This is a genomic window from Microbacterium foliorum (assembly GCF_006385575.1).
Lineage (GTDB): Bacteria > Actinomycetota > Actinomycetes > Actinomycetales > Microbacteriaceae > Microbacterium > Microbacterium foliorum_B.
The window spans coordinates 1,739,371-1,765,315 of sequence record NZ_CP041040.1; the positions used below are offsets into that span (position 1 = coordinate 1,739,371).

The 25,945-nt window shown below is 62.8% G+C and carries 23 protein-coding genes; 10 read left to right on the forward strand and 13 right to left on the reverse strand.

Features of this window, described 5'->3' with window-relative positions; translation table 11 throughout:
- Window positions 1-63: 63 nt before the first annotated feature.
- Genes FIV50_RS08375 through FIV50_RS08385 form a run of 3 tightly spaced genes read right to left on the reverse strand, consistent with a single transcriptional unit; the run spans window position 64 to window position 2,243 of the window.
- Entirely contained in the window at window positions 64-837 is a 774-nt protein-coding gene (locus FIV50_RS08375) for a glycerophosphodiester phosphodiesterase family protein (protein ID WP_140037040.1), read from the reverse strand.
- A complete protein-coding gene (locus tag FIV50_RS08380) occupies window positions 834-1,760 on the reverse strand; it encodes an SPFH domain-containing protein (protein ID WP_140037041.1) in 927 nt (308 codons plus the stop codon). The genes FIV50_RS08375 and FIV50_RS08380 overlap by 4 nt, the downstream gene beginning before the upstream one ends.
- A gap of 9 nt (window positions 1,761-1,769) precedes the next feature.
- Window positions 1,770-2,243, reverse strand: coding sequence for an NfeD family protein (locus tag FIV50_RS08385; protein ID WP_140037042.1), 474 nt, complete (start codon window positions 2,241-2,243; stop codon window positions 1,770-1,772).
- A 120-nt stretch (window positions 2,244-2,363) separates the two neighbouring features.
- Between FIV50_RS08385 and FIV50_RS08390 the strand changes: the two genes are divergently transcribed.
- Window positions 2,364-3,128 carry an SDR family oxidoreductase gene (locus tag FIV50_RS08390; RefSeq protein WP_140037043.1) on the forward strand — a complete coding sequence of 255 codons (765 nt, stop codon included), beginning with the start codon at window positions 2,364-2,366 and terminating at the stop codon, window positions 3,126-3,128.
- Between the two features lie 66 nt (window positions 3,129-3,194).
- Here FIV50_RS08390 and FIV50_RS08395 read toward each other — a convergent pair whose 3' ends face one another.
- Complete coding sequence (locus tag FIV50_RS08395; RefSeq protein ID WP_056376844.1) at window positions 3,195-3,794, reverse strand: HdeD family acid-resistance protein; 600 nt, start codon at window positions 3,792-3,794, stop codon at window positions 3,195-3,197.
- Window positions 3,795-3,975: 181 nt separating this feature from the next.
- On the opposite strand from FIV50_RS08395, the gene FIV50_RS08400 reads away from it, so the two are divergent.
- The 3 genes from FIV50_RS08400 to FIV50_RS08410 are packed head-to-tail and all read left to right on the forward strand — an operon-like array spanning window position 3,976 to window position 7,166.
- Window positions 3,976-4,374, forward strand: a complete 399-nt coding sequence (locus tag FIV50_RS08400; protein ID WP_258184488.1) for a helix-turn-helix transcriptional regulator — start codon at window positions 3,976-3,978, stop codon at window positions 4,372-4,374.
- Between the two features lie 5 nt (window positions 4,375-4,379).
- Window positions 4,380-4,790: a VOC family protein gene (locus FIV50_RS08405; RefSeq protein ID WP_140037045.1), complete on the forward strand. Its 411-nt coding sequence runs from the start codon at window positions 4,380-4,382 to the stop codon at window positions 4,788-4,790.
- A 24-nt stretch (window positions 4,791-4,814) separates the two neighbouring features.
- On the forward strand, window positions 4,815-7,166 hold the full coding sequence (locus FIV50_RS08410) for an ATP-binding cassette domain-containing protein (protein ID WP_140037046.1): 2,352 nt from the start codon (window positions 4,815-4,817) through the stop codon (window positions 7,164-7,166).
- 12 nt (window positions 7,167-7,178) lie between these two features.
- Here the strand turns inward: FIV50_RS08410 and FIV50_RS08415 are convergent, their stop codons facing one another.
- From FIV50_RS08415 to FIV50_RS08445, 7 genes are all read right to left on the reverse strand, one after another.
- On the reverse strand, window positions 7,179-8,024 hold the full coding sequence (locus tag FIV50_RS08415; RefSeq protein WP_140037047.1) for a class I SAM-dependent methyltransferase: 846 nt from the start codon (window positions 8,022-8,024) through the stop codon (window positions 7,179-7,181).
- 277 nt (window positions 8,025-8,301) lie between these two features.
- Entirely contained in the window at window positions 8,302-8,580 is a 279-nt protein-coding gene (locus FIV50_RS08420) for a helix-turn-helix domain-containing protein (RefSeq protein WP_181164364.1), read from the reverse strand.
- Window positions 8,581-8,710: 130 nt separating this feature from the next.
- Entirely contained in the window at window positions 8,711-9,982 is a 1,272-nt protein-coding gene (locus FIV50_RS08425; protein WP_140037049.1) for a hypothetical protein, read from the reverse strand.
- On the reverse strand, window positions 9,979-13,392 hold the full coding sequence (locus tag FIV50_RS08430) for an AAA domain-containing protein (protein ID WP_140037050.1): 3,414 nt from the start codon (window positions 13,390-13,392) through the stop codon (window positions 9,979-9,981). Before FIV50_RS08430 ends, FIV50_RS08425 begins: the two co-directional genes overlap by 4 nt.
- Window positions 13,393-14,293: 901 nt before the next feature.
- A complete protein-coding gene (locus tag FIV50_RS08435) occupies window positions 14,294-14,554 on the reverse strand; it encodes a hypothetical protein (RefSeq protein WP_219846271.1) in 261 nt (86 codons plus the stop codon).
- Window positions 14,555-14,673: 119 nt separating this feature from the next.
- Entirely contained in the window at window positions 14,674-15,801 is a 1,128-nt protein-coding gene (locus FIV50_RS08440; protein WP_140037051.1) for an AI-2E family transporter, read from the reverse strand.
- Window positions 15,802-16,113: 312 nt separating this feature from the next.
- Window positions 16,114-16,947, reverse strand: coding sequence for a mechanosensitive ion channel domain-containing protein (locus tag FIV50_RS08445; protein ID WP_140037052.1), 834 nt, complete (start codon window positions 16,945-16,947; stop codon window positions 16,114-16,116).
- Between the two features lie 145 nt (window positions 16,948-17,092).
- Here FIV50_RS08445 and FIV50_RS08450 point away from each other — a divergent pair, with 145 nt between their 5' ends.
- The 3 genes from FIV50_RS08450 (at window position 17,093) to FIV50_RS08460 (ending at window position 21,514) form a co-directional block, all read left to right on the forward strand.
- Complete coding sequence (locus FIV50_RS08450) at window positions 17,093-17,722, forward strand: hypothetical protein (protein ID WP_140037053.1); 630 nt, start codon at window positions 17,093-17,095, stop codon at window positions 17,720-17,722.
- A 70-nt stretch (window positions 17,723-17,792) separates the two neighbouring features.
- Window positions 17,793-18,863 (forward strand): DUF998 domain-containing protein, encoded by a 1,071-nt coding sequence (locus tag FIV50_RS08455; protein ID WP_140037054.1) that lies wholly within the window; start codon window positions 17,793-17,795, stop codon window positions 18,861-18,863.
- A 368-nt stretch (window positions 18,864-19,231) separates the two neighbouring features.
- Window positions 19,232-21,514: a helix-turn-helix transcriptional regulator gene (locus tag FIV50_RS08460; RefSeq protein WP_258184483.1), complete on the forward strand. Its 2,283-nt coding sequence runs from the start codon at window positions 19,232-19,234 to the stop codon at window positions 21,512-21,514.
- A 46-nt stretch (window positions 21,515-21,560) separates the two neighbouring features.
- Here FIV50_RS08460 and FIV50_RS08465 read toward each other — a convergent pair whose 3' ends face one another.
- Together FIV50_RS08465 and FIV50_RS08470 are read right to left on the reverse strand one after the other, a co-directional pair.
- On the reverse strand, window positions 21,561-21,992 hold the full coding sequence (locus FIV50_RS08465; protein ID WP_140037056.1) for a DUF6325 family protein: 432 nt from the start codon (window positions 21,990-21,992) through the stop codon (window positions 21,561-21,563).
- Between the two features lie 21 nt (window positions 21,993-22,013).
- Window positions 22,014-22,400: a PLDc N-terminal domain-containing protein gene (locus FIV50_RS08470; RefSeq protein ID WP_140037057.1), complete on the reverse strand. Its 387-nt coding sequence runs from the start codon at window positions 22,398-22,400 to the stop codon at window positions 22,014-22,016.
- Between the two features lie 184 nt (window positions 22,401-22,584).
- Between FIV50_RS08470 and FIV50_RS08475 the strand changes: the two genes are divergently transcribed.
- The 3 genes from FIV50_RS08475 to FIV50_RS08485 all read left to right on the forward strand — a co-directional run bounded on the left by FIV50_RS08475 (window position 22,585) and on the right by FIV50_RS08485 (window position 25,932).
- Entirely contained in the window at window positions 22,585-23,706 is a 1,122-nt protein-coding gene (locus FIV50_RS08475; RefSeq protein WP_140037058.1) for an AI-2E family transporter, read from the forward strand.
- 124 nt (window positions 23,707-23,830) lie between these two features.
- Entirely contained in the window at window positions 23,831-25,501 is a 1,671-nt protein-coding gene (locus tag FIV50_RS08480) for a SulP family inorganic anion transporter (protein WP_258184484.1), read from the forward strand.
- Window positions 25,498-25,932 carry a DUF6325 family protein gene (locus FIV50_RS08485; protein ID WP_140037060.1) on the forward strand — a complete coding sequence of 145 codons (435 nt, stop codon included), beginning with the start codon at window positions 25,498-25,500 and terminating at the stop codon, window positions 25,930-25,932. Before FIV50_RS08480 ends, FIV50_RS08485 begins: the two co-directional genes overlap by 4 nt.
- The last annotated feature ends 13 nt before the right edge of the window (window positions 25,933-25,945 follow it).

The following is a 25,945-nucleotide window of genomic DNA, read 5'->3' on the forward strand; positions in this document are numbered from 1 at the left end:
CGGATTCTCGGCGCGATTCACAGCGGAATCCCAGCGCCACAGCGTAAAGGCGGCGTGGCGCGATCAGCGGCCGATCGTGGCCAGCGCGAGGTCCGCACGGTCGGTGACGATCCCGTCGACACCGGCGTCGACCAGCCGTCGCATCGACTCGGCGTCGTTCACGGTCCACACGTGGACCTCGACGCCGCGTCGGTGCGCAGCGCGGAGAAGAGACGGCGTGACCACCGTGAGCACGCCGTGTCGCTCGGGGATCTGCAGCGCATCGATGTCGCGCAGGGTACGAGCGGGGGAGAGGCGAAGAGAGGAGAGGGCGCGGAGTGCAGCAATGGTGCGGCTGCCGCCGGAGGTCGCCGGGCGAAGCTCAGCGCCGGCCCGAAGGGCGGATGCGATGGTGGCTCGTCGGTTCGCGTCGGAGAAACTCGTGATCAGCACACGGTGCGTGTGGTCGACGAGGGTCGGGCCGAGGGGCTCGGCGGCCTCGGCGGTCTTCACATCGATGTTGAAGCGAGTCGAGGGGAATGCCGACAGTGCGTCAGCGACGGTGAGGAGCCCGCCGTGATCGGCGAAGATGAGCGCGAGTTCGCGAGTGCGGACGGTGCGTATCGGGCGCGGATCGCCGACGATTCGGTCGAGCGTCGAATCATGGAAGAGCACGACATCGCCGTCGGCCGTCACCTGACAGTCCGTCTCGATGTACTCGGCGCCGGCCGCGTGGGCCGCTGCGAAGGCTGCTGCCGAGTTCTCCCAGACACCGGAATCCCCGCCCGCCGTGGTGATCAGACCGCGGTGAGCGAGGACTCGGGGGTGTCGCGCCTTCTCGAAGTAGGGGTGCGTCACGCGCCCGGATAGTTCGTCGGAGGCTGCCCGGGCTTCGGAGTGAACGCGCTGCCGATTCCCTTGAGCGCCTCGGTCAGTTCGCTCGGGATGATCCAGAGCTTGTTCGACTGGCCCTCGCTGATCTTGGGGAGCATCTGCAGGTACTGGTACGCGAGCAGCTTGTCGTCCGGTGCGCCCTGGTGGATGGCGGTGAAGACGTTCTGGATCGCCTCGGCCTCACCCTGAGCGCGCAGGACTGCGGCCTGCTTGTCACCCTCTGCGCGGAGGATCTCAGCCTGCCGTGCGCCCTCGGCTTCGAGGATGGCCGACTGCTTGGTTCCCTCGGCTGTGAGGATGGCGGCGCGGCGGTCACGCTCGGCGCGCATCTGCTTCTCCATCGAATCCTGGATCGATATGGGAGGGTCGATCGCCTTGAGCTCCACACGGCCGACGCGGATGCCCCACTTGCCTGTCGCCTCGTCGAGCACGACGCGGAGCTGTCCGTTGATGTTGTCGCGGCTGGTCAGAGCCTCTTCGAGATTGAGGCCACCGACGACGTTTCGGAGGGTCGTCGTCGTGAGCTGCTCGACGGCGCCGAGGTAGTTCGCGATCTCGTACGTCGCCGCGCGGGCGTCGGTCACCTGGAAGTAGACCACGGTGTCGATCGAGACCACGAGGTTGTCCTCGGTGATCACAGGCTGCGGCGGGAACGAGACGACCTGCTCGCGCATGTCGATGAGGGGCCGCAGACGGTCGATGAAGGGCACCAGGATGTTGAGTCCGGGCATCAACGTCTTGTGATAGCGGCCCAGTCGCTCGACCACGCCGGCTGTGGCCTGGGGGATGATGCGGATGGATCGGGCCAGCGTGACCACCACGAAGATGATGATCGCGATGACGAGGATCCACCCGATCGCTGCGGGAATGAACGATGCATCGTCCATGAGGTTCTCCTAGTCGTTGACGGGACGGACGGTCGCGGTCGCGCCGTTGATCGCGATCACTGCGATCGGTGAGCCTTGGGGAATCGGCACGGCCCCCGCGGTGCGGGCAGTCCAGGTGTCGCCGTTGCTCAACTTCACCTGCCCGGAGATCTGAGTGACGTCCTGCAGGGCGGTGCCTCTGAGGTCGATGAGTGCGTCCACATTGGACTTCGTCGGGTCTTCGCCGCGATGCAGCCGTCTGATCAGCGGCGGGCGTAGGAACAGGATGAAGAGGCCGGCGGCTGCAGCCGCGATGAGCACCTGGACCCACACCGGGATGCCGACGAAATCGGTGACGAGTCCGACGACGCTGCCGAAGCTGAGCATCAGGAAGGTGAAGTCGAGAGTGAGCATCTCGATCACGAGGAAGATGGCGATCAGGATCAGCCACCCGATCCATGCCCATTGGTCGATGAACTGTACGAATGTCGCGAAGTTGTCCATGCGGCCTCCTTTGCGGTCAACCTATCACGCACCACGAGCCGTGGCCCGGCTCGACGGAGCCGGCTTGATAGTCTGAAAGAGCCGTGTCATCACGGCGATTCGCGCATCAGAGGAGTCACCGTGACCGACGTTCTTCCCGCAGGTTCTCTCGACGGCAAGGTCGCCCTTGTCACCGGCTCGTCTCGGGGGATCGGGGCCGACACCGTGCGCTACCTCGCTGAGGCAGGCGCCGACGTGGTCATCAACTTCCGCAACAAGGCCCCGCGCGCCGAGAAGCTCGCTGCACAGCTGCGCGAGCTCGGACGCCGCGTGCTCGTCGTGGGCGCTGACCTCACCGACCCCGCGTCCGTCGGCGAGATGTTCGATTCGGTGAAGGCCGAGTTCGGGCGCCTCGATGTGCTGGTTCTCAACGCATCGGGCGGCATGGAATCGGGCATGGCCGAGGACTACGCCCTGACCCTCAACCGTGACGCGCAGATCAACGTCCTCGATGCGGCCGTCGCCCTGCTCGGCGATGGCGCACGCGTCGTCTTCGTCACGAGCCACCAGGCTCATTTCATCCGCACCACGCCCACGATGCCGGAGTACGAGCCGGTCGCGCTGTCGAAGCGCGCGGGAGAGGATGCGCTCCGCGAGCGCATCCCCGGCCTCGCAGAGAAGGGCATCGGATTCACCGTCGTCTCCGGCGACATGATCGAGGGCACGATCACCGCGACGCTGCTCGAGCGCGCCAATCCCGGCGCGATCGCCGAGCGCCGTGAGTCCGCGGGCAAGCTCTACAACGTCTCCGAGTTCGCAGCAGAGGTCGCACGCGCGGCGGTCGACGAGGTTCCCGCCGACAACACCCGACTGGTCGGCGACGTCAGCGCCTTCGCGGCGGAGTGAATCTCTGAGAGCAACAGGAAGAGCCCCGTCCTGCCGGACGGGGCTCTTTGCTTCGTGTGCGGCGAGTCAGATCGCGGAGTCGGCCTTCGCCGAAGCCACGAACTCCTTCGCGTCCTTGCCGAGGGTGATCGCGCGGACGATCTGCACGATTCCGAGAACGACGAGCGAGATACCGAGCACCAGCCAGAGCACCGCCGCTGCGTACAGCGGGGAGAAGAGCACGACGATACCGGCGATGATGCTGAGCAGCGCGTAGAGGAGCGTCCAGACCCGCGAGCCGTCCTGTCCGAGGAGCGACAACGCCACCACTCCGTCGACGATCCAGCTGATGCCGATGAAGATGACGACGACGAGCGCGAGAGTAGCCGCGGCGACTCCCAGGTTCGCGAACGCGATCACGCCGGCGACGATGTAGACGAGACCCAGCACGATGTGGCCGACTCGGGCCCATCCGCCCTTGACCTTCGAGAAGATGCCGAGGCCGATGTAGACGAGACCTGCGATCACGAGGTAGGTGGCGAAGATGCCTGTGACGATCACGGCGGACTTGACAGGCCAGACGAGCAGGACGATACCGGCGATGAGGGCGATGGCGCCCGAGACGGCGAGAACGACGCGAATGGACTTGAACAGTGATTTCGCTTCGGTTGCGAGTGAATCAGACATGGTTGGGGACCCTTTCTGAGAAAACCCTGTGAGGGATGGTCACAGAGTAGCGCTGTCTGGGCCGAGATTGGGGGAGGACGATATCGATATGTCGCGGTCGTTCACACTCTGTTACAGGAGGTCATGGGAAAATCGTGAGGTGACCCCGGACGATGACGCGCGGCTCCGCGAGCTCGTCGTGATGCGTGGGGTGCGGGATCGCATCGATCGCGACTACGCGACACCTCTGGATGTGGAGGCTCTGGCCCGCGGCGCCCACATGTCCGCGGGGCATCTCAGCAGACGGTTCAAAGAGACCTACGGAGAGTCGCCGTACTCGTATCTGATGACGCGGCGGATCGAGCGGGCCATGGCGCTGCTGCGCCGCGGCGACCTCAGCGTCACCGAGGTGTGCTTCGAAGTGGGCTGCTCATCGCTGGGCACCTTCAGCACCCGCTTCACCGAGCTGGTCGGTGTCCCACCTCGCGTGTATCGTGAGCGCGCAGCGGATATCGACGGCATCCCCAACTTTCAGGTGAAGCACGTGATCAGACCGATCAGGAATCAAGAAGCGCCGCGCACGGGCGCGCACCTAACGTGAACCCCATGAACATCAGCATCCACTACGCATTCCTCCCGCACACCGACGCCGAGGCGGCTCTCGGCTTCTATCGTGACGCCCTCGGTTTCGAGGTGCGCAACGACGTCGGCTACGACGGCCTCCGATGGCTCACGGTCGGTCCGCAAGGACAACCCGAGACGTCGATCGTGCTGCACCCGCCTGCCACCGACCCTGGGATCACAGATGCCGAGCGTCAGACGATCCTCGAGCTCATCGCCAAAGGCAGCTATGGCGCGGTGACGCTCGCCAGCGACGATCTCGACGCCCTGTTCGAGCGGCTCGTCGACAGCGGCGCCGACGTGGTCCAAGAGCCCATGGACCAGCCGTACGGGGTGCGCGACTGCGCGTTCCGCGACCCCGCGGGCAATCTGCTCCGAATCAACCAGGCCGGCTGACCCGGTCCCTACTCGAGGAATCTCATGACGACGCACCCCGCTGACGGCCACGACATCATCCGCGTGCAGGGTGCGCGCGAGAACAACCTGAAAGAAGTGAGCGTCGACATCCCCAAGCGTCGTCTCACGGTGTTCACCGGCGTCTCGGGGTCGGGCAAGAGCTCGCTGGTCTTCGACACGATCGCCGCCGAGTCCCGGCGAATGATCGACGAGACCTACAGCGCGTTCGTGCAGGGGTTCATGCCCTCGGTGCCGCGCCCCGACGTCGACGTGCTCGAGGGGCTGACGACCTCGATCATCGTCGACCAGGAGCGACTCGGGGCCAACCCGCGTTCGACGGTCGGCACGGTCACCGATGCGAACGCGATGCTGCGGATCCTCTTCAGCAAGCTGGGTCAGCCCTACATCGGTGGTCCGACGGCCTTCTCCTTCAACATCCCGACCCAGAAGGCGAGCGGTGTGATGACCGGGCCGGGCGGCGAGAAGAAGATCGTCAAGGATGCCATCTATCTGGGAGGCATGTGCCCGCGGTGCGAGGGCAGGGGAGCGGTGTCCGATCTCGACCTCTCCCAGATCGTCGACGAGTCGAAGTCCCTCGACGAGGGGGCGATCATGGTCCCGGGGTACACCGCGGACGGCTGGATGGTGAAGGGCTTCTCCGCGTCGGGTTTCTATCCGGCAGACAAGCCGGTCGCCGAGTTCACCGAGAAGCAGCGCCAGCTCTTCCTCTACGGTGAGGTCACCAAGGTCAAGATCTCGGGCATCAACATGACCTACGAGGGGCTCATCCCCAAGATCACCAAGTCGATGCTCTCGAAGGACCTCGACGCCCTGCAGCCGCACATCCGCGCCTTCGTCGAGCGGGTGGCGACATTCGCGACGTGCCCCGAGTGCGACGGCACGCGTCTCACCGAGGGGGCGCGGTCATCGAAGATCGACGGGATCAGCATCGCCGATGCCTGCCGGATGCAGGTGACCGATCTCGCCGAGTGGGTGCGCGGTCTGGAGCTTCCGGGCGCAGCTCCGCTGCTCGAGGCCCTGCGTGCCAACCTCGACGCGTTCGTCACCCTCGGCCTGGGATACCTGAGCCTCGAGCGGCCCTCCGGAACGCTCTCCGGTGGGGAGGCGCAACGCATCAAGATGCTGCGCCATCTGGGGTCGTCTCTCACCGACGTCACCTATGTGTTCGACGAGCCGACCATCGGCCTCCACCCGCACGACATCCAGCGGATGAACACGCTGCTGCTTCGCCTGCGCGACAAGGGCAACACGGTGCTGGTCGTCGAGCACAAGCCCGAGACCATCGTGATCGGCGATCATGTGGTCGACCTCGGCCCCGGCGCGGGGAGCGCAGGAGGAGAGATCTGCTTCGAGGGGACCGTTGAAGGGCTGAAGGCCAGCGGCACGCGCACGGGCGATCATCTCGACGACAGAGCGGTGCTCAAAGAATCGGTGCGCAGCAGCACCGGTGCGATCGAGATCCGCGGCGCCACCGCCAACAACCTGCAGAACGTCGACGTCGACATCCCCACCGGAATTCTGACTGTCGTCACCGGCGTCGCCGGTTCGGGCAAGAGCTCGCTGATCCACGGATCGGTGTCGAAGCTCGAGGGCATCGTCGCGATCGACCAGGGGGCGATCAAGGGATCACGACGGAGCAACCCCGCCACCTATACCGGCATGCTCGAACCGATTCGCAAGGCGTTCGCCAAAGCCAACGGGGTCAAGCCCGCGTTGTTCAGCGCGAACTCCGAAGGAGCGTGCCCGACCTGCAAGGGCGCCGGCGTCATCATCACCGAGCTCGGGTTCATGGACACGATCGAGACGCCCTGCGAGGACTGCGGCGGCAAGCGGTTCCAGGCTGCCGTCCTCGAGTACAAGCTCGCGGGCAAGGACATCACCGAGGTGCTTGATCTGCCCGTCGCCGAGGCGAGGGTCTTCTTCTCCGAGGGTGAGGCGAAGCTTCCCGCTGCTGCCACCATCCTCGGGCGCCTCGAAGACGTGGGTCTGGGGTATCTCTCCCTCGGGCAGCCGCTGTCGACGTTGTCGGGCGGCGAGCGTCAGCGCATCAAGCTGGCGATCCAGATGGGGGAGAAGGGCGACACGTACGTCCTCGACGAACCGACCACGGGGCTCCACCTCGCCGATGTCCAGAACATCCTCGGTCTTCTGGATCGACTCGTCGAATCCGGCAAGACGGTCATCGTGATCGAGCACCACCAGGCGGTGATGGCCCATGCCGACTGGATCATCGACATCGGACCAGGCGCAGGACACGACGGGGGTCGAGTGGTTTTCGAGGGAAGTCCCGCGGATCTCGTCGCGGCCAAGCCGACTGTCACGGGCGAGCACTTGGCAGCCTACGTCGGCGCGTAGGGGAGGGGCCGCTCAGTCCTTGCGCGCGACGATCGTGAAGGTGCAGGGGATGAGATTACGTTCCGCCTCAGGCCAGGCATAGCCACGCGGCACCTCGACCATCCGCGGGCTGAACTGCCAGGGGAGTGTTCGTCCCTCATCGAAGTGAAGGAGGCGGAGGCCGGCTCTCAACAACGATCCGAGGACCTCCGAGAGGGGGTGCGGCCACTCGTACGTGCGCGGGTGCGCGACCTTGCCGTCTCCGGCGTAAGTCGACTCGTCGTCCCACCGCTGTGCGCGACCGTCTCCGAAGTACGGGTAGCGCGTCGTGAGGTCTGGCGCATCCTCGTCGAGAGCGAGTAACGCGGGATGACCATCGCGGATGAAGAACGTGCCACCCGAGCGCAGCAGAGCGACGATCTGAGTCGCCCAGCGGTCGAGATCCTCGAGCCAGCAGATCGTCCCGATGCTCGTGTAGACGACGTCGAAGTCGCCCGACACCGCGTTGCTCGCATCGAGGACGTCGGTGTGGACCCACGTGGCCGAGACCCCCGCGCGGTTCGCGAGCGCCTCTGCAGCCCGCAACGCCGGCTCCGAGAAATCCACGCCCGTCACGATCGCCCCGGCACGTGCCAACGAGATCGTGTCAGTGCCGATGTGGCACTGCAGATGGCAGAGGTCCAGCCCTGACAGAGTTCCACCACGCACGAAACGGCTGAGCACCGGCAGATCGTCGCTCACGACGTCGCTGAGGTGGTTTGGCTCGTCGAACGCGTCCAATCCGTATGCTGCCTCGTGCAAAGGGACTCGGTCGTTCCAGTTCTGCAGATTCGCGCTGCGTGCGGCTTCCCAGTCGATCTCGACGTTGCTTCCTTTCACGTGTTGAGCCTAGCGACTGCCTCGATCGTCCCGATTGCGCGACTGGCACACGCCCGTATGAACGCGTACTGAGTTCACGCCGACTCGTTCGACTCAGGCAGGAGCGCACGGGTCGGCAGCGCAAAGACCTCGGACGTAATTGTGCGATCGGTGGGAGCACCGGGGGTGGCTCTGATGGCTTGGAGCGTCCTGTCTAGACGCGACTGAGCGGTCGCCCACCTCGTGATCGATGTTTCAGAGCACAGCCGTGCTCACGCTTTCAGGGCGAATCTAAGCGTCACCGCGGGCGTGGTCGCGGGACCCAGACCAGGTCTCCTGGCGAGCAATGGAGCACGGTGCACAGCGAAACGAAGACAGCTCGGTCGATGCTATCCGGCGGGGCCTCGATCAGACGAGCCATCTGATTCGGGGTGACTCGTACTCGTTGGCCGTCCACTTCCAGTTCTGCCGCGTTGATGCTGCGGGCGAGCCCGGCTGCATCCTCGATATCATTCATGTCCATAAGTAGCTGGACATTCCAGCCCCAGCCGCCGCGCTGCGGCTCTGCGACGTTCAATGCCTTCTGTCTCCATATTGCTGGCGCGAAGCCCCGCGACGCAGTCGCGACCCTGGCCACGACTCGCATCGACTCACCACACCTTGTCTGCCGAACTCATTGCACCACGTCATACTCTGTGCCAGCCTCGTCAGCCTGAACTCTTCGCAGCTAGAGAAACGTGTTCGTGCGCTTCGTTTGCGTGCTCGGCATTGTCGTACATTCTCCCGTGGCTCGCATGATAGGTCGCGGAAGGATGCGATTTGAAGGAAAGTAGCTCCATTCTGGTGTGAAGCGTACGTTGGTCCGCGACGAGCACGTGTGGGCTGGTTCGTTCGAGCTTTACAAACCGGAACCCCGAGTGACGATTCTGCAATTGCTCGAGTCTGTAGACGGCATCCTCGTCACTGCTGATCCCGTCGAGATCGTAGTAAGCGATGGTTACGCGTGCACCTCGGCGAAGGTTGGCTTCCAAGAGCGCTACAGCTGCCTGATCAACTACTCCCGCGCTTATCCGCCCGGTGAGAATAGACACTCGTCGGTCCGTCCCCGTGAGTGATGCCCGTACCAAGGCTTGTTGATCCGTCGGTTCAAGCTGCTCGTATCTTGATGAGCTCGATGCGCCGACGATCGCCTCAACTTCACCTTGCGTCGGCACCTCGTTGTGGAGCACCCTCAGACGACTCAAGCGATCGGTCGCCAGCTTCTCGAACACCCGGGCGTGGATGGGGCTTTCTTCACCGTCGACGACCCACGCCACCTCCGGAACGGACTGAAAATCGTCCGCAAAGAGTAGCATTTTCGCCGGCAGATATCGGTGTTTGACAACGCTGGCTCGCAGAATAGCCAGTAGTTGCAAGTGTCGATGTCCGCGCTTCTCAACCTGGACTAGGTGTTCAAGATCCTGGAGGCGCAAATGTGACGTCTCGACATGTTCGTACCGGGACGCGGGGAGAATATGCATTGCTCGCTCCCGCGCCTGCGATTTTGTGATTAGATCTCGTTCGCGGTACTCGGTCACTCGCCACAACGTTCGGTCGAAACTCGCGGGCAACTCGAGGTCGATCGGAGAGATCGCGCGTAGGGTTAGCGTCGTCTGCTTGCCTTGAGCGGTCAGCCCCACCTTCCCCGTCGCGGAATGGTAACCGAGGTTGCCGACCGTGAGCTGATTGACCATGGCGCTGTCGAGTTGGGTCTTTGCGAGTCCCAGAAGAGCGGCGACCTCTTCGACGGAGCTCAGCCCTGCGTTAATTCCGCGAAGAAGGAACTCTTCGAGTAGCGGAAGATCCTTATCCTCCTGAGCTGCGACCAGAACGCGAAGAACGGTTACAGGCAGAGCGACGTCCTCGATCGCAATGAGCGTGCGACCCGGTCGTGCCTCCTGGAATCTCAGCACTAGGTCGCGATCGGTGAGGTACGTCATGCGGTCCTCAACTCACAAGTTTCGGGGTGCTCCCGGATGTATGAGAGCACCTTCTTCAGGCCGCCAGGTTTCGCGTCGCAGAACTCAGCGTCTCCCACGATCGTGAGGCCGAAGCGTGCGCGTGACAGTGCGACGTTGATTCGACGCCAGTAGGGTTCGCTTAGGAATCCGAGTTTGCCGGACTTATTGCTCCTCGTCACACTGAAGATCGCGAGGTCGCATTCGCGTCCCTGGACTGCGTCGACAGACTCGACTTCGACTCGAAGGTCTTTCAGTTCTGCCCCCGCCCGATCTAGCCTTCGTTTGAGTTCCTCGGTCTGGCTCCGATAGGGAGCGATGACAATGACGTGATAAGCACCGCGATCTGATCTAGGGATCAAACCACTGTCGATTGCACGCTGTAGAGACGTCAGACGCTCCGTAACAGCGTCCGCCTCGCAATTGTTCACGTAGCTTCCCGCTGAACGGGCGTCTCGTGTCTCGCGTCGATTGTTCAGTCGGGAAGTGTCGAGCCAGAGCACAGGTTTGCTCAGAAGGTCGTATCCGGCCGGCCCCTGCACATCCGCTGAGCGCAACCACCCATCGTAGAAGCAAGTTGAGATCATGTCCCCGATGGCCGGAACCATACGGTATTGCTCGGTCAGTCGAAACTGGTTGCTCGACGGGAGGTGTGATGAGAGGCGTTCGAAGAGAGTCTCGCGCACCTGTGAGGGCAGTAGGTCGGCTTCTCGCAGGATGCTCGGCTCACGCAAGAGATCTTCATCTAGGGGTGGAAGCTGATTGACGTCTCCGACCAGCACGATGCGGGAGGCGCGCACCATGGGAACCAACACCTCGGTGCTCGTTGACTTTGAGGCTTCATCTATGATGCAGAGATCGAAGTTCAGAGTTCTTGCTGACGGGTGTCCAATGAACCCGAGACAGGTCCCTGCGACGACAGAACTGTCTTCGAGAAGGATGGTCGCCATACGTCGATCGGCCGAGACCCTTTGAATCCACTCTGCTTGAAGTTTGAGGAGGTCAAGCAATCGTTTGGAGTCCTCCGACTGCTCCAGGATCATTTCGAGGGCAGCATCAATGTCGCCAACCGTTACAGCTTGCCCGAGTTCGATCGAGTCTCCAAGGGCGGACCGAGCATTCAGAAGCGAACTGTCTTCACGAGCAACTGCGTCGTCGTGTTGGCGCCTGAGCTCGTCGAGGCTGGGGGTCAGTTCCAGTCGGCTTGCAGTGGTGTCGTCCGCAAGCTGCGCGGCGCGCAGTTGCGACGCGGCTTTGTTCCGTGCCTGATGAGCGACTCGCCACGCTTGCAAATGCATAGCCGCACTCAGCTGTCCCGGATCCATGCCACCCGCGGACGACAGGGCAGCGAAAGCACCCTCTGCATTTCGGCGGACGTTCGCTGACCAGGCTTGTAACTGCAGATCGAGCCGTAGGCTCGACGAGGTCTCTGCGACGCGGTCGTCGTCCTCTCGAGCCATTCGGACAATCGATGCAACGCCGAGCTTTTGGATTCGCTCCAGGGCGTTGTCAATCGCGACGTGGGTTTGGCTCACGAGAAGAATTCGGGCTGAGGAGTTCCGGGCAAGCTCCTGAGCAACCAGTTCCGCGATCATGCGCGTCTTACCGGTACCAGGGGGACCCGTCACTAGCACACAGTCCTCGGTTCCTAGGCCAGCTCTCACGGAGGTTTGCTTGTCAACGTCGAGGGTGGTCGCCCAATCGATTTCACCGATCTCACGAGGAGGCCGCGCCTTCGATGGCTGTGCGAGGATGTCCGCCAGCGACGGCAGCACGGCTTCGCCACTCTCGAGACGCTGCAATGCATCCCTCTGTCGATCTATCGCAATCTGCGCGGGGCCAAGGTACGGCGTGAGCTTGCCGGATTGCGCAATGCTTCCCGAGTCATGCCAATTCCAACGGATGGACAGGGTGTTGGAACCTTGTTCCACGGCGGCTCCGCGTCCGCAGATTCGTCCGACCTCGTCCGTGTACTGCCACTCTGTCCCTCGGACGTCTAGGTCCAGCGGTTCGCTGAGCCCAAAAGCAGTCTCGGTATGCCCCCGTGCTTCGGAGCGTTCGAAGCGAATCGTGGGCATAACCCCAAGGCCGAGCACTTCGCGGGCAGTGAGCGTTCGCTGCCACACGGCTAACAGTTCACGTACCATGGCATCGCCACCGCTAGCTCGCCGCTCCGCTTCGGCTTCTCGATGCTCGCGGAGCCGCGCTAGCAGAGTGTTCTGGGTTTGTCGTGCCTCAAGGACGCTGAGTGGGGAGGCCAGCGACCAGTCAACAAAAGTGTCGGCGACCAGCGCAGCTTCGCGTTCGCGTTCGAGCGCCTCGTACTCTGTCTTCCGAGCAGATACCACTACGAGCTCTTGGGTGCTGACATCGAGTCGGACTAGGAGCCTGAGCGCCTCACCAAGAACGAGGAAGGAATTGAAGTCGTACCCGCCTTGCTGCGGGTCCCAGTAGGAACTGGCGTGGGTACGTCCTCTGAGGTCGTGTTCAATAATCGTCCGGGCGGCGGTGGAACTGCCGTCTGCGGTTACTGAAGCGATCGCCGATTTGGTCAGCTTTAGGGACACACGCAGCCTTTGCGTTTCGCCGACCTCGTCCGCCAAGACAAGGTCGAGCTGGCGCAGAAACTCCTTCCCACTCACTGGACGGTCGTTGGGCGAAAGTGCGATTGACCTTCGAATTAGGTCGTCCAGCGGAGGGGGGAGTTCCAGAGAGTCGAGCACCGGTTGAAGCTCATGAAACTCCGTCGCACGTGCGTCTTGATTGCAAAGGCCCTGAACAGCCAGCACGCCTAGCGAGAACACGTCGCGGACAAAGGGGAGCTCGGATTCACGTTCGGGCGGTGCATACAGGTGGCTCCGAAGCGATCCGACCGTCGCCGTTGTGTCGTCCCGTGTTCGATGCTGCTTCGCAATGCCGAAGTCTGCAAGCAGAGCAACGCCCTCGTCGTTCCAGAGAATGTTCCCCGGTTTGACGTCCCGGTGGGTGATCTGGTTGCTGTGAAGAAATGCGATCGCCCCAGCGACTGGACGCAAGACTCTGTCGCAGAAGTCGCGCCAGTCCCACGGCTGCGCGTCCGCGAGAAGATCGCTCAGCGTCTTGTCCACCCAATCAAAGACGAGATACGGCGTCGATGTTTCTTCTTCCACGCCGTGATCAACCAGAGTGATGATGTTGGGGTGCGCCGCCTGGTTCGCCTTGCGTAGAAGACCGACCTCCCGCTCCACCAGTTTTCGAAGCACGCCATCGGCTCCACCCGACACGAACTTAACCGCAACCGGCCTGCCGTCGCTTGTGATGATCGCTTTCCGGACGACGGCGGAGCCGCCGGACCGAGGTTTGTGGTTGTCAAGCAACAGATACCGACCAGCCAGAATTTCAGGTTCCGCCATCGCCCAATAGTCTCCGTCGTCAAGCCCCGAGGACACGGAGCGGCTGTGCTTACCCAAGACCGTAGCAGTGTGTCGTTCGTTTGCAGCCAAGTGATCCACATCCCTCCGGCCGCGGGGGCGAAATGGGACTTCATCAAAAAGTCTGCGAGGGGGACGACAACTGAGGAACAGCTGCCGAGATATCGCCGTGTCGCCGTTTTTGCGGCGTGCGTATACGGCGGCGACGACTCTCCCAGGCCAGTTGATCAAGAGCGAAGCACCGCCGCGCCGCTAAAGGCTCACGAGGGAGTCGATGCCTCACCGTCGATGGGACTAGAGAGCCGTTGCAGTCATCTCGTCGTCCGTCGATTGAGCTGGGGCTGTCGTTCTGGTTTCGTTGAACGGGTGATGAGTGCGTGCTGCGACTCGTCATGAACCCATAGCGTGGGCAGGGGACCACGTCGGTGGAACCGACGGCACTATCTCTCTGACGACTCTGAGCACGCCGCCCTAGCTGTCGAATCGCCAGACCGGGTACGGCCGCATTCGATCTAAGAGAAGGAAGTAGAGGTCACCCTGTTGCGCGAGTCGTCGAACCTGGCGCATGCCGATCAGCCAGAACGAGGCAACCTCGTCGTCGCTCCCTGAATCGATGACGGCTTCGGATCGCATTCGATACTTGTGGCGCAGACGTCGTCTGGCCTCATCACTTCCCCTCTCGCACGGGAGGCGGGTCCATTAGCCGCGCTTGCCTCGCTGAGTGACGTCTCAGTCGACCGGAACAGACCCGAGAATGTGTCGCCTTCGACTGGAGACCGGGGCTATCACTTTGAGGAGGTTCTGCTCTTCCTCACCCCAGCCGTCGTGGAGATCAGCCCACCGGTGCCGTCTTCTAGCAGGCGGACTAGGTGGCAACGAGATCTCAGGTCCACCCCATGTTGATCAGACGCTCGAACGCTGGGTACCCGCCTGGGGCAAACGCATCCGCCATCGGCACATTGCCCACGTCGGTCGAGGCTCGGATGTGGTCTGCTGCTGCGCCGGCCAATACGCGGGTGCCTTCGGCGAGGATGCCGTCGATGTAGCCCCGACCGCGATACTCAGGTAGCACGCCGATATAGGCGATGATCGGGTGATAGGCATTTCGCGCGGGGAAGCCGACCGCCTCTTCGCTCTCGTTCACGGCGACCCGCCACCATTCGCGAGGGCTCGAGTACTGCGCTCCTGGCGGACCACGCTGAACCATTGCCGTGTCGAATCACGCAGCGGTTTCTGAGTATCGCGATGCACGCACGAAGATGGCTAGCGAGATCGCTCGTGTCCGTGCTGCTTCCAGGGCATCTTCCGCACCCGAGGGCGGAGTCGTGAAGTGTTGTCCTGCCCAGACAGCCAGAGTAGCCACACCTCCTGAGGTTTCCCCTCAAGCAGGATTGCCCGCGTCGCCAGAGTGAGAGGGATCGCGAGGATTGCGCCGATTGGCCCCAAAACGAACGTCCAGAAGAACACCGAGAAGAAGCTTATGGTGAGGCTGAGCCCTACGGCGTCGCTTACGAACTTTGGTTGAACAAACACCTGCAGAGTCACATTCACGAAGCAGTAGATCACGACGACCGCGAGGAAGAGCTGCCATCCGCCAACTGCGAGCGCAAGCAGTGCGGGAGGCGCTAGTCCAATGACGAAACCGACAGTTGGAATGAAGTTTGTGACGAATGCGAGGACCGCCCATAGAACCGGCGCGGGAACTCCGAGCGACCACAGTGCGAGCCCGTCGATCGTCGCAACGATCGCTCCGAACACACTGTTAACGAGGTAGTACCGGCGAATAGCTGAATTCAGGTTGCTTATACGTTCAAGTCGCCCGGATGCCGCGGCGCCAAAGAGCTGGCGTGCCCGGCGGTACCGGCCAGCGTCCGCGGCAGCGACCACCACGTACGCACAGACAAGGAAGAGCGCGACTGCGGTGCCGCCGACTGACGCTCCGATCTCTCGTACGATGCTGACCGACGCCGCAAGATCGAGGGACGGTATCACTGATAGTTCTGGAGCAGCACCAGGGAAAGACATCACCCACTCATAGAGGGTCGGCGCAAGGTTGTCGAGTGCGCCTCCAGGGGCAAGGTCTTCGAACAGCTGAACCAGCTGACTCCCGGCGACCCAGAGCAGAGCGCCCGCCGCCGCAAGTACCCCGAACGCGACGACGACGATTGATACGGTGCCCAGCCACACCGTCCGTGACCGTGTGCGAGTGAGCACCGCGTCGCCTAGAGGAAGACACACAATGACGACAACTACCGCGACCGCGAGCGGTGCGATCAACCCGCGGGCGAGATGCAACCCCACAAGAATGATGACAGCGCACGCGAGAGTGACCAGGATATGGGAGTGGGCGGGGCGTTGTCTCCCTGACGAGCCACTCGAGGACGTGAGCATGCGGTCAGCGTAGTTCGCGCAGGCCGTCCAGCAGGGATCCGCGGGTGCAGTTCATCCATGGAGGGTGAGCCAGATGGCACCGGTGCGTAAATCACTGATCTGATCGCCGTGCGAGCAAGCGATCGGATAGCAGAGCGGAGTCGAGCGGTGGAACTCGGATGGACTTCGATGCAACTGCCCGCGTACTCGGGGCGCGTGCCCGGCCGTGCACGCCCGCAACACTCCCGCCGCTCGAACGTACGTCTTCGGTGCGCTGCTTCTCCTCTTGCGACCCGTCTCCGCTGGTCCTGCGAAGGCCTCACCCCGCCACGCTCAGATCTCTTCCGGCGCGGGTAGAGGCTTGGTCGCGGACTGACCTGTGACGGCATATGTGATGCCGCTCTCGGCGAGAATTTGCGAGATACGGCGCACAACATCCGATGACACAGCGTTCGCCTGCAACGGGTGGTGCCAGAACCGGACTTCGATGATGCTGCGCGTCGTCGACGCGTAGACGATGGTGGCCGTCGGAGGTTCGCGTGTGTGGACACCCGCAGCGGATCGAGTTGCCTCCACGATGAGGTCTGAGATCGATTGCAGTTGGATCTCATCGCTGAGCCGAGCGCGCACGACGACCTCGCTCCTGCGTGCGCCGTACCGAGAGTCATTGACGAGGACTTCACTCAGCAACGTCGCATTGGGAACGTGAATGGTGCGACCATCGGAAGTCTCCACCACCACCGACCTCCCGTTGAGCTCGCGCACGATCCCTTCGACCGGTTCGTCCAACACGCCGATAGTCAGCTGCTCGCCGATCTGAATAGGCCGGCGCGATTGTAGAAGAACACCAGCGGCGAAGTTGTCGGCGACGCCACGCAGAACCAGGATCAGCACCACAACCGCGACGGCGGTCATCGCAAGCAGTGGCTGCACGTTAGCGCCGAGGAACGCAAGGCCGATCCCGATTCCGCCGAGGAGAATGACATACTGCGTGAGGCGCGCGGCGAGTTGGGCTACAGAGTCCGAGATCCCCGGTGTCTTGACGGCAAGCTTTCTCACGCCACTGCGTGCGAACCGCGAGACCAGCCAGCCTGTCAGAACCGACAGAATCGCGAAGACGACCTGCCACGGGGTCACACCCCCTGGGAAGAGGTCCGTGAAGCTCATCGCAGCCGCCCGAGAGCATTCTCAGATCGGTCATAGGGCGTCATCTGCTCAGAATGCTCACCCGTCGCGCGCCACGCACGCGACGGTCACCCGGCTCGGGTGACCGCAAGAACGGCCGCTGATCGATCTCCCGAAGAATGATGAGATGACAGCGGACGACAATGCCCCCGTACCGAAGAGGAGGCGGGTTCTCGAGGTGATGACCGTCGTGACTCTCTCCATAACTGCGGTGCTCACCGCATGGTGCGGTTTCGAAGCCTCGAAATGGGGTGGCGAGATGTCGATCGCGTTCAGCCAGGCTTCCAGCGCACGCGTTCAAGCCGCTTCAGCGGAGGCGACCGCTCAGGCAGCTCGCCAGTACGACCTGACGATCTATGCGGAATGGATCATCGCTGAGCGCAACGGCGATCTTGACCTCATGAGTTTCATCGAGGAGCGGTTCACTGAGGAGTTCGCGATCGCGTTCACCGCGTGGCAAGACGGCGGCCGCACAGAACGGGGTCCGCTCGCTATGGCCGAGTATGTGCCCCCAGGGACCGCAGAAGCACAGGAGCTTTCGGAAAGGGCGGATTCCAAGTTCGAAGAGGCACTCATCAATAATCAGCGGGGAGACAACTACTCCCTCCTCACGGTCCTCTTCGCACTTGTCCTCTTCTTTGCAGCTCTCTCGCAAGCACAGCATCTGGCGTGGAGGCGACACACGTTCCTTGGACTTTCGGTCGCCCTCGGGGTCGTCGGAATCGTCATACTGGCGACATTCCCTGTCAAGATCTGAACCTCGTTCATCGCCTGATCGGGATGAACGGCTGTCGCCGACCCGCAACTCCGCGCCGATACTGTCTCACATGGACTCCACGACCGCACGCGCCGATACACTCGCCGTTGCCCGATCGAGCCTCAACACTGGCATGCGAGAGCGAGCGAGGGAGACGATCGGTCTTCAGACATCCGTCGTTGCGTTCCTCATAGTCGCAATCACAGCTCTGCCGGTCTTCGGCTTCGGCTCTGCGTCGATCGCCGGGCCGGGATCGGTGGGCCAGTACGCCGCAATCGCTTCCGGCGCCGCGGCGGCTGTCACCTTCATCGTGGGCCGCGTGATCGTTGCGCCAGCGCACGAGCGCAATGGCTCGGCCCTAGGACGGGCCATCGACCTGTCGGCCCTCACTCTCGCTCACGCGATAATCGCTCTCCTCGCCTGGACCTTGATCGCCGTGATCCTGAACGAAGGACTCGTCGGCGCGGTGGTCTTCCCTCTGCCCGTGTTGCTTCTCTCCGGAGCGGCAGCCGGACTCACCGCTTACGTGTCGTACTTCTCATCCACGCACCTCGACCTGCAGCTTTTTGCGACGGTGCTCGCCGTCTTCCTCGCGGTCGGAGTGTTGGCGAGCATGCTCACTGCGAGCGACCCGAACTGGTGGAAGGACAACCTCAGCGCGCTCGGCATGACCGACGATCTCTCGGCAAAGACATTCAATCTCACCTTGATCATTGCCGGTGTGATGGTCACCTCGCTCGCACGCTACGCCACGAGCGCGCTCCCGACGACGCAGGGCGGCGCTCGGGCTGTGCGTACTTGTCTCGTGCTCATCGGAGCGTTTCTCGCGTGCGTCGGCATCTTTCCGGTCGACCAGCACTTTGCATTGCACACCTCGGTGGCCTCGGGTATGGCTGTCTCCTTTGGCGTGCTCGTGATCTCCCTTCGATGGTGGTTGCCCGGTGTGTCGACCACCTTCCAGCTGCTGGGATACGTGTTTGTAGCAACGGTCGTGGTTTTGGCTGTGCTGTTCGCAGTCGGGTATTACACGCTCACTGCCGTCGAGTTGATCGTCGGTGTGATGGTCTTCGCATGGATCGTTCTTTTCATACGTGCGGCTGATGCACTTGCTCGAGATGCCCATGCTGCGGGGGCAGTTTAGGTATGCTCTTTTCCGCGAACAGTACGTCACATTGTGCCAATGTTCCGATATACCGGATTGAGCCCCAGGCCTTGATGGACCGACCATGACTCGCTAGCTTGGGGGCCATGACGGTCCCCAGACGTCTCACAGGAAACATTCCCCCAGCACGCTTTCGCTTGCCGGCACGAGGCACTGGCGCGCTTTTGCGAGAACGCGTGAGTGATGCGATCGAGAGAGCGTTGGCCGATCGAGCGGTCAGTGTGGTCAGCGCCCCGAGCGGATACGGAAAGACAACCGCCGTTGCCGACTGGGCCACCGCTCAGTCATCGCTCTCCTGGCTCCTTTTGAATTCACTCGATACTGATCCGTCCCATCTGAATCGAGGGGTGCTCGACGCTCTCGGCCGTGGGTACCGGCAGCTAGGGTTCGAGCTACCGTCTCTCGACGAGCGCGCTGATCCTGGTTATGTGTATGCGGCCCTCCGTGACACCATCGCCGACACCGGCGTCGAGATGCAGTTGGTCGTGGATGATGCACACCACGCGGGGGAGGGCTGGCGGCGTGGCCTTCTCGGAATGCTTGCGGACGAACCGCCAGAACACCTTCGAATGGTCCTTGTCGGCACGACTCTCCTGGACGTGACGATGTCACGGGAGCGGTTGCTCGATCCATCGCTCTTCGTCGGCGCGGATGAGTTGCGCTTCACCGAAGAAGAGATCGAGCGTCTCGCACAGGAAGCTGATCAGACCGTCGATTCGACCGCCCTCCTCCGAGAAACCCATGGTTGGCCGATCGCAGTCCGGATGGTCATGATCGGTGGGAACGAGCCGACGTCGGTTGCCACGACGGCAAAGACCTTCCTCGGGGACTACGTGCGTGACTACGTGCTGGCGGCCCTCGACCCCGATCTGGCGGCCTTCGTCCTCGCGACGACGATCTGCAAAGAGGTCACGGCAGATCTTGCCGCCGCGATCACGGGGTCATCGGATGCCGCGGAGTTGCTCGAGCGGTGCGTACGGCTGGGGCTTTTCGTCGATCGGTTCTCGACTCCGTCTGGCGTCGTTTTCCGCTGGCACGGTGCATTCGTTCGAACCTGCGCCGATATTCGACGCTCCGACCCGGATGGGACTGCGACCCGCCACCGTGCCGCGGCTGCGCACCTAGCCTCGACGGAACCTGTCAGGTCGATCGAGCACTCTCTTCGAGCCCACGATGCGAAGACAGCACGCGACACGCTCATGTCGCGGTGGGTGACACTTCTGATGAACGGAAGCGGTATCGAGGTGGAGTCAGCGGCATCGAGGCTCCTTCGCGAGAGTCCGGGAGACACCGACCTGCAGTTCGTTCTGGCGTGTGCGACTGATGTCGTCGGCGATCATCACCTCGCGAGCGAGATGATGAGTCGGGCGGAGAAGTCTGCCGCCTCCAGCGCGATCCAGTCGACGACCGCCGACATCGCTCGCCTGTTCGTCTGCGACGACCCTGGCAAGGTCTGCGGCGCAGTGACCAGACTTCGGCAGGTGACGACGACGGCCGCCTATAGCGGCTCCGAGCACTACGCAGCGATCAACATACTCCTGGGGTGGGCCGAACTCAGAAACCCCACCAACCCGGCACTGCCCGCGGAATACTTCGCCTCCGCCGCCCGCGAGGACGGAGAGGACTTCGACCCTTCGATCAGACAGCGCGCACTTGGCCACCTGGCGTTCGGTCTTACTTGGGCCGGACGTTTCGCCGATGCCGCGGAGACCTTGACGCAGATGAAGACCTCTGGATGGTCCAGCGTCGCGAGCGGTCGCACCTACGCGAACGCGAGCGGCAAAGCCGCTGCAGGGTATGTGGCGTATTGGGCGGGAGAGAGCGCGGCGTGCGCCCGAGAGTTCAGCGACGTTCTCAACATCAGCGGGCACGACCCGTCATTCGCCGCGGTCGCTCGAATGATGATTGCCTACGCTGCTGCGGAAGGCGCAGACGCGTCAGCGATTCGGCGAGCAGCGATCGGCATTCAAGAGATCCCCATCGAGACTCTCCATGGGGTTCCATGGCAGGTGTTTCGAGAGTCGTCCATAGCCATGCTCGAGGAGGCATCCGGGAACCTCGACAGAGCCGCGCGAATCGCCAGGAAGTACACGCAATGCCCGACTCTTCCGGTGGTCGTTGTCGCTCTGGCCGGGATACTGCGCCGAGCGGGCGAATACGGGGAAGCTCTTCGGATGCTTCGATCTCTGCACCTTTTCTCAGAAGTGTCCTATGTGAAGACCGCCACGCTCATGACCGCAGCCGTCATTCGTCGGCACGCTGGAGACCATTCGCTCGCTCACGAGCTCTGCGAGGCTGCGCTTGCCGTAGCGGCGAAAGAGAATGTGCGGCTCCTCTTCGCCCCTCGGGAGATCTCCGCGCGGAAGCTGCTGAGCGAACACATCCATGCCGGTTCACAGTTCGAGGACTTCATCAGCGCATGCCTTGCATCTGACGTCGCCGGCTCGCAGGTAGAGGCGCTGTCCGTTCGCGAACGCGATGTGTTCCGCCAGCTTCAGACGTCGCGGACACTGCCTGAGATAGCCGAGGTGCTCAACCTGTCGATCAACACTGTGAAGACGCACCAGCGGGCGATCTACCGCAAGCTCGGGGTCGCGTCTCGGCGCGATGCTGTACGCACCACCGTCTGAAGCTCTCAGAGACCCAGAGTCGGAGTTGCGGGCGTCCCTCCGAAACCTACGGGGACCGGGAGTCGCGAGCGGACTTCCAGACCGCGTTCGCATGGGATCCGGCGACCGGGTGCGTTGCGAGAACGTCTGCTCCTAGAGCCGCAAGTTCCCTCGAGAATCGCTCGACCCACGTGGGCTCGACCAGAACCAGCGCAGCGCGATCCCCGGGGGCAAGATCCGTACACAGCGAGCGTGCGTCGTCCACGCTGAGAAGGCCCGCAAGGCGAAGCCCGAGGCCGGCAAGGCGGAACATCTCGGCGTCGACCTCGACGTACTCGAAGCTACCGTCGCTCGCTCGTCGGACGACGAGGAAGTCCAGCAGGCGGAGCGTTCCGCTCTCCACCTGGCGAAGCAGCGCCTCGAGCACCGCAGGCCGAGGGCGGTCGCTGTCGACGTGGACGACGACGACAGATACGTCGCGCAGCCCGTCGTTCGTCACAGCGACCACCCTCTTGTGTTGTCAGCGGAGCGCGCGGGCCTTGATCGCTCCGAATTCCTCGCTCGTGATCGTCCCTGCCGCGAGGAGCTTCGATGCCTTCTCGATCTCGTCGCTGGGACTCGCGGTCGCCACGCTGCGGATGTAGGAATCCGCAGCGTTCTGGCTGTCGCGGACGGCAGAAGCGCTCCTCTCTGCCATGCCGTTACCCCGAGCGATCAAGTACACCAGTGCGGTGAGGAACGGCACGAAGACAAGGAAGAGCATCCAGATGGCCTTCAGCCAGCCATTCAGAGCATGGTCACGGAAGATGTCGGCGATGATGCCGAACAGAACCATCAAGTACGAGATGAATACGAACGCCCAGAAGAACCACCAGATGATGGCCCAGAAGCTTTCCCATATGGACACGGTCGACTCCTAACAGTTGAGTTGTGCTTGTGGCGATGGTGGCACTTCGACTTCTCCGGACGGTGCCACACCTCACCCGCATCGGGCGACCTTGCGCGTCGAAGCCCACTCACACTCCGGTGCTCACCAGAAAGAGGTGAGGGACCCCTGACGCGTGCACGACCGAGTCGATAGCGTTCCCAGGGTGAGACCAGTTCCGAAGTCCGAGTCGAGCACGCAGCAACGCGGGGGCACCGGTGTCTTCCGTGTGCTTCCTGCACACCCGATGCTGTCGGGGTTCAGCGTTGCCGTCGGGGTGCTGCTTGCTGTCGCCCTGGCTGCGACAGTGGCCGGGATCGCTACCGTACTCATCTCAATCTTCCTCGGGATGTTCCTCGCGCTGGGGCTGGATCCGGCGGTCCGCGCTCTTGAAAGGCGTGGCGTCTCACGAGGCGCCGGTATCGCGATCGTGGCAGCGATCTTCATCATCGTGGTGACGGTTATTCTCCTCGTCGTCGTACCTGCCACCGTCAGGCAGATCTCCGCGGTCGTCAATTCAGCGCCAGACACGATCGCCGCAATGCAGGCGAGCGATTGGTACGCCAGACTCGAAGCGTGGTTGGGAGTGGACCTTTCGCTGGCCCTCGCTGACGCAGTTCGCTCTCTCACGAGCGTCTCGTCGTTCCTTGCGATCTCGGGCGGAGTGCTCAGAGTGGGTTTCGGGATCCTCGGCGGGGTCTCCAGTTTCGTCGTCGTCGTCGTGTTGACTCTCTACTTCGTCTCATCGCTGGACAGCATCAAGACGGCACTGGCGGAGTTGATTCCGCTCTACCGGCGGGAACGGTTCTCGCGCCTGTTGGACGAGATCACGAGTTCCGTGGGCGGCGTGGTCGCAGGAGGCGTGACGTTGTCGCTCATCAATGCATCCGTCGTGCTCCTGCTGCAAGTGTTGCTCGGTTCGTCGATCCCTGTGGTCTTGGCCATCGCAGCCTTCTTCATCACGCTCGTCCCGATGATCGGTTCACTGGTCTTCCTCGTCGTCGGGGGAGTGGCGACCCTGTTCATCAGCCCCTTGGCTGCGCTGATCTTCGTCGTCGCGTACCTCGTGTACATCCAAGTCGAGGCATACGTCGTGACGCCGAGAGTCATGGGCCGCGCGGCGGCAGTCCCGGGCGTCCTCGTCATCATCGGGGCGATGGTGGGCGCAACGCTGATGGGGCTGTTGGGGGCCCTCGTCGCGATTCCGATCACCGCGTCGATTCTCATCGTCATCCGGCAGGTGTGGATACCCGCCCAGAACGCGAAGGCCGTCGCTGCGGACGAATGAGGCGGTCACCCCGCGCGGGTGAGCAAGGAATCGGCCGGAACGTGAGCGGTGCCACCATGAGTCTCAGTCGGCCTCTTGGCGACGGAGACTCGGAGGTGGAATCGTGCAACGGCCTTTTGTGGGAGTGACACGCCAAAACCTGCTGAGAGAGCTCTCTGCCGGTGTCACGTTGCTCGCGATCGCGATACCGCTCAACATCGGCTACGCGCAGATCGCGGGGCTCCCCGCAACGGCCGGCTTGTATGCCCTGGTGGTCCCCACGATCGTGTACGCGCTCGTCGTCTCCTCGCGTCAGGTCGTCGCGTCCCCGGACGCCGCAGCCGCAGCGCTCGTCGCGTCCTCGATCGGCGGACTGGCAGCGGCCGGATCGCAAGAGTACGCGACGATGGCTCTCGCTCAGGCGATCATCTGCGGTGTCATGTTCATACTCCTCGCCGCGTTCAAGCTCGGCTTCCTCGCGAACTTTCTTTCCAAGCCGATCCTGATCGGCTTCGTCGGCGGACTGGCACTCGACATCCTCGTCTCACAGGTCGCCAAGATGCTCGGCATCTCGATCAACTCCGGCGGAGAGTTCGTAGAGAAGATCGGCGACCTGATCGGTCAGCTAGGAACCACGAACGTCTGGGCGCTCGGAATCTCCGCGCTCTCTGTCGCTGTCCTATTGGTCGGCAAGAGATTGCTTGCAGTCGTGCCGTGGGCGCTGATCGTCATGGTCGCGGCGACACTCGCCGTGATGGCCGCGGGCCTGGCAGACAGAGGCGTCGCGGTTCTCGGGGAGGTGCCGGCTGGAGCGCCCACGCTGACCTGGCCGATGTTGGAATGGCAGACGTGGCTTCTGCTCATCCCGTCAGCCATGGCTCTAACGCTCGTGACGACAGCTGAGGGGTTGCTCGTATCGCGGTCTTACGGTGAGAAGCGGCACTACCGGACCGATCCGAATCGTGACCTGCTCGCATTCGGAGTAGCGAACCTCGCGGCCGGAGCGCAAGGCAGCTTTGCAGTCGGCTCGTCGACAAGTCGAACTGCGGCGATGGACCAGTCCGGTTCGCGAACACAGCTGCCGTCGCTCGTGCTCGCAGCAGGGACTCTCCTTCTACTGCTGTTCGGTACTGGGCTTCTTGAAGGGATCCCCTCGCCTGCGATCGGGGCTATCGTCGGAGTTGCGATTCTGCCGCTGCTCGGGGTCAAGGAGTTCGCAGATCTCTGGCGCAGGGACCGTTTCGAGTTCACGATCGGTGCGCTCTGTTTCCTCGTCACTCTCCTCGTCGGGTCGATTCCAGGCATTCTCACCGCGTTCGTCCTCGCTTTGATCAACATGGCGCGCCGTGCCTCGCGGCCGGCAATCGACGTACTCACCGCAGACGATGAGCCGTCGGCATCTCTCCTCGAAGGGTCCCCACGCGGAGGTTTCACCGCGCCGGGGGTGATTGTGGTCCGCATGGCGGCACCGCTCTTCTTCGCGAACGCCGATGTCTTCGCGACCGCCGTCCGTTCCGCTGTCGACGGGGCAGGTGCCGATGACGTGAAGCACGTGGTCATCGACATGGAGGCGGTGACAGATGCCGACGTCACCGCAGCGGAGTCCTTCGAAAGCCTCGCCGAATGGTTGGCGGCCAGACGCATATCGCTCTCTTTCAGTCGTCTTCGGCCCGCTGCGCGTCCTCGATTCGACAGGCTGGGAATTCTCGGAGACCACGCAATATACGACACGAACCGAGCGGCGGTAGCGGCGCTGGTCGATCATCGTCATCCGCCCGACAGTCGGCAACATAAGAAGGAAGGAACACCCACATGACCGGTTTTCGTTACGGCCCGGCCGAGTTCTATCTCGTCGGGTTCGAAGGAAGCGTTCCAGATCGGGGGACGTTCTCTGCGCTGAGGGAGCTCATCGACACCGGCATTGTCCGGCTGCTGGACTTCGTCGTGATCGCCAGGGATACGGACGGCGAGGTGGACATCCAAGCTCTCGACGAGCAGATCGATTCCGGGTTGTCAGACGTCGAGCTGATCGCGTCCGGGCTTGCAGGTGAGGAAGACATACTCACTCTCGCGGCGCACGTGCCGCCGGGTCGCTCGGCGGCCATCGCCGTGCTCGAACTCACGTACGCACGTGACCTCGCCGAGAAACTGAGCTCGTCCGGGGGAGAAGTCCTTCGAACAGAGAGGATCGCTGCACCCGTCGTGAACGCATTGATGGACCTTTTGGAAGAAGAAGAAGGAGACTGAGAAATGCCACTGA

Coding starts and splice junctions, on each gene's coding strand:
- FIV50_RS08385 (WP_140037042.1), bottom strand. CDS start 2,243: ATGGACAACTTCGCGACATTCGTACAGTTCATCGACCAATGGGCATGG.
- FIV50_RS08430 (WP_140037050.1), bottom strand. CDS start 13,392: ATGGCGGAACCTGAAATTCTGGCTGGTCGGTATCTGTTGCTTGACAAC.
- FIV50_RS08380 (WP_140037041.1), bottom strand. CDS start 1,760: ATGGACGATGCATCGTTCATTCCCGCAGCGATCGGGTGGATCCTCGTC.
- FIV50_RS08455 (WP_140037054.1), top strand. CDS start 17,793: ATGGACTCCACGACCGCACGCGCCGATACACTCGCCGTTGCCCGATCG.
- FIV50_RS08485 (WP_140037060.1), top strand. CDS start 25,498: ATGACCGGTTTTCGTTACGGCCCGGCCGAGTTCTATCTCGTCGGGTTC.
- FIV50_RS08425 (WP_140037049.1), bottom strand. CDS start 9,982: ATGACGTACCTCACCGATCGCGACCTAGTGCTGAGATTCCAGGAGGCA.
- FIV50_RS08445 (WP_140037052.1), bottom strand. CDS start 16,947: ATGAGCTTCACGGACCTCTTCCCAGGGGGTGTGACCCCGTGGCAGGTC.
- FIV50_RS08405 (WP_140037045.1), top strand. CDS start 4,380: ATGAACATCAGCATCCACTACGCATTCCTCCCGCACACCGACGCCGAG.
- FIV50_RS08395 (WP_056376844.1), bottom strand. CDS start 3,794: ATGTCTGATTCACTCGCAACCGAAGCGAAATCACTGTTCAAGTCCATT.
- FIV50_RS08400 (WP_258184488.1), top strand. CDS start 3,976: ATGCGTGGGGTGCGGGATCGCATCGATCGCGACTACGCGACACCTCTG.
- FIV50_RS08450 (WP_140037053.1), top strand. CDS start 17,093: ATGACAGCGGACGACAATGCCCCCGTACCGAAGAGGAGGCGGGTTCTC.
- FIV50_RS08410 (WP_140037046.1), top strand. CDS start 4,815: ATGACGACGCACCCCGCTGACGGCCACGACATCATCCGCGTGCAGGGT.
- FIV50_RS08440 (WP_140037051.1), bottom strand. CDS start 15,801: ATGCTCACGTCCTCGAGTGGCTCGTCAGGGAGACAACGCCCCGCCCAC.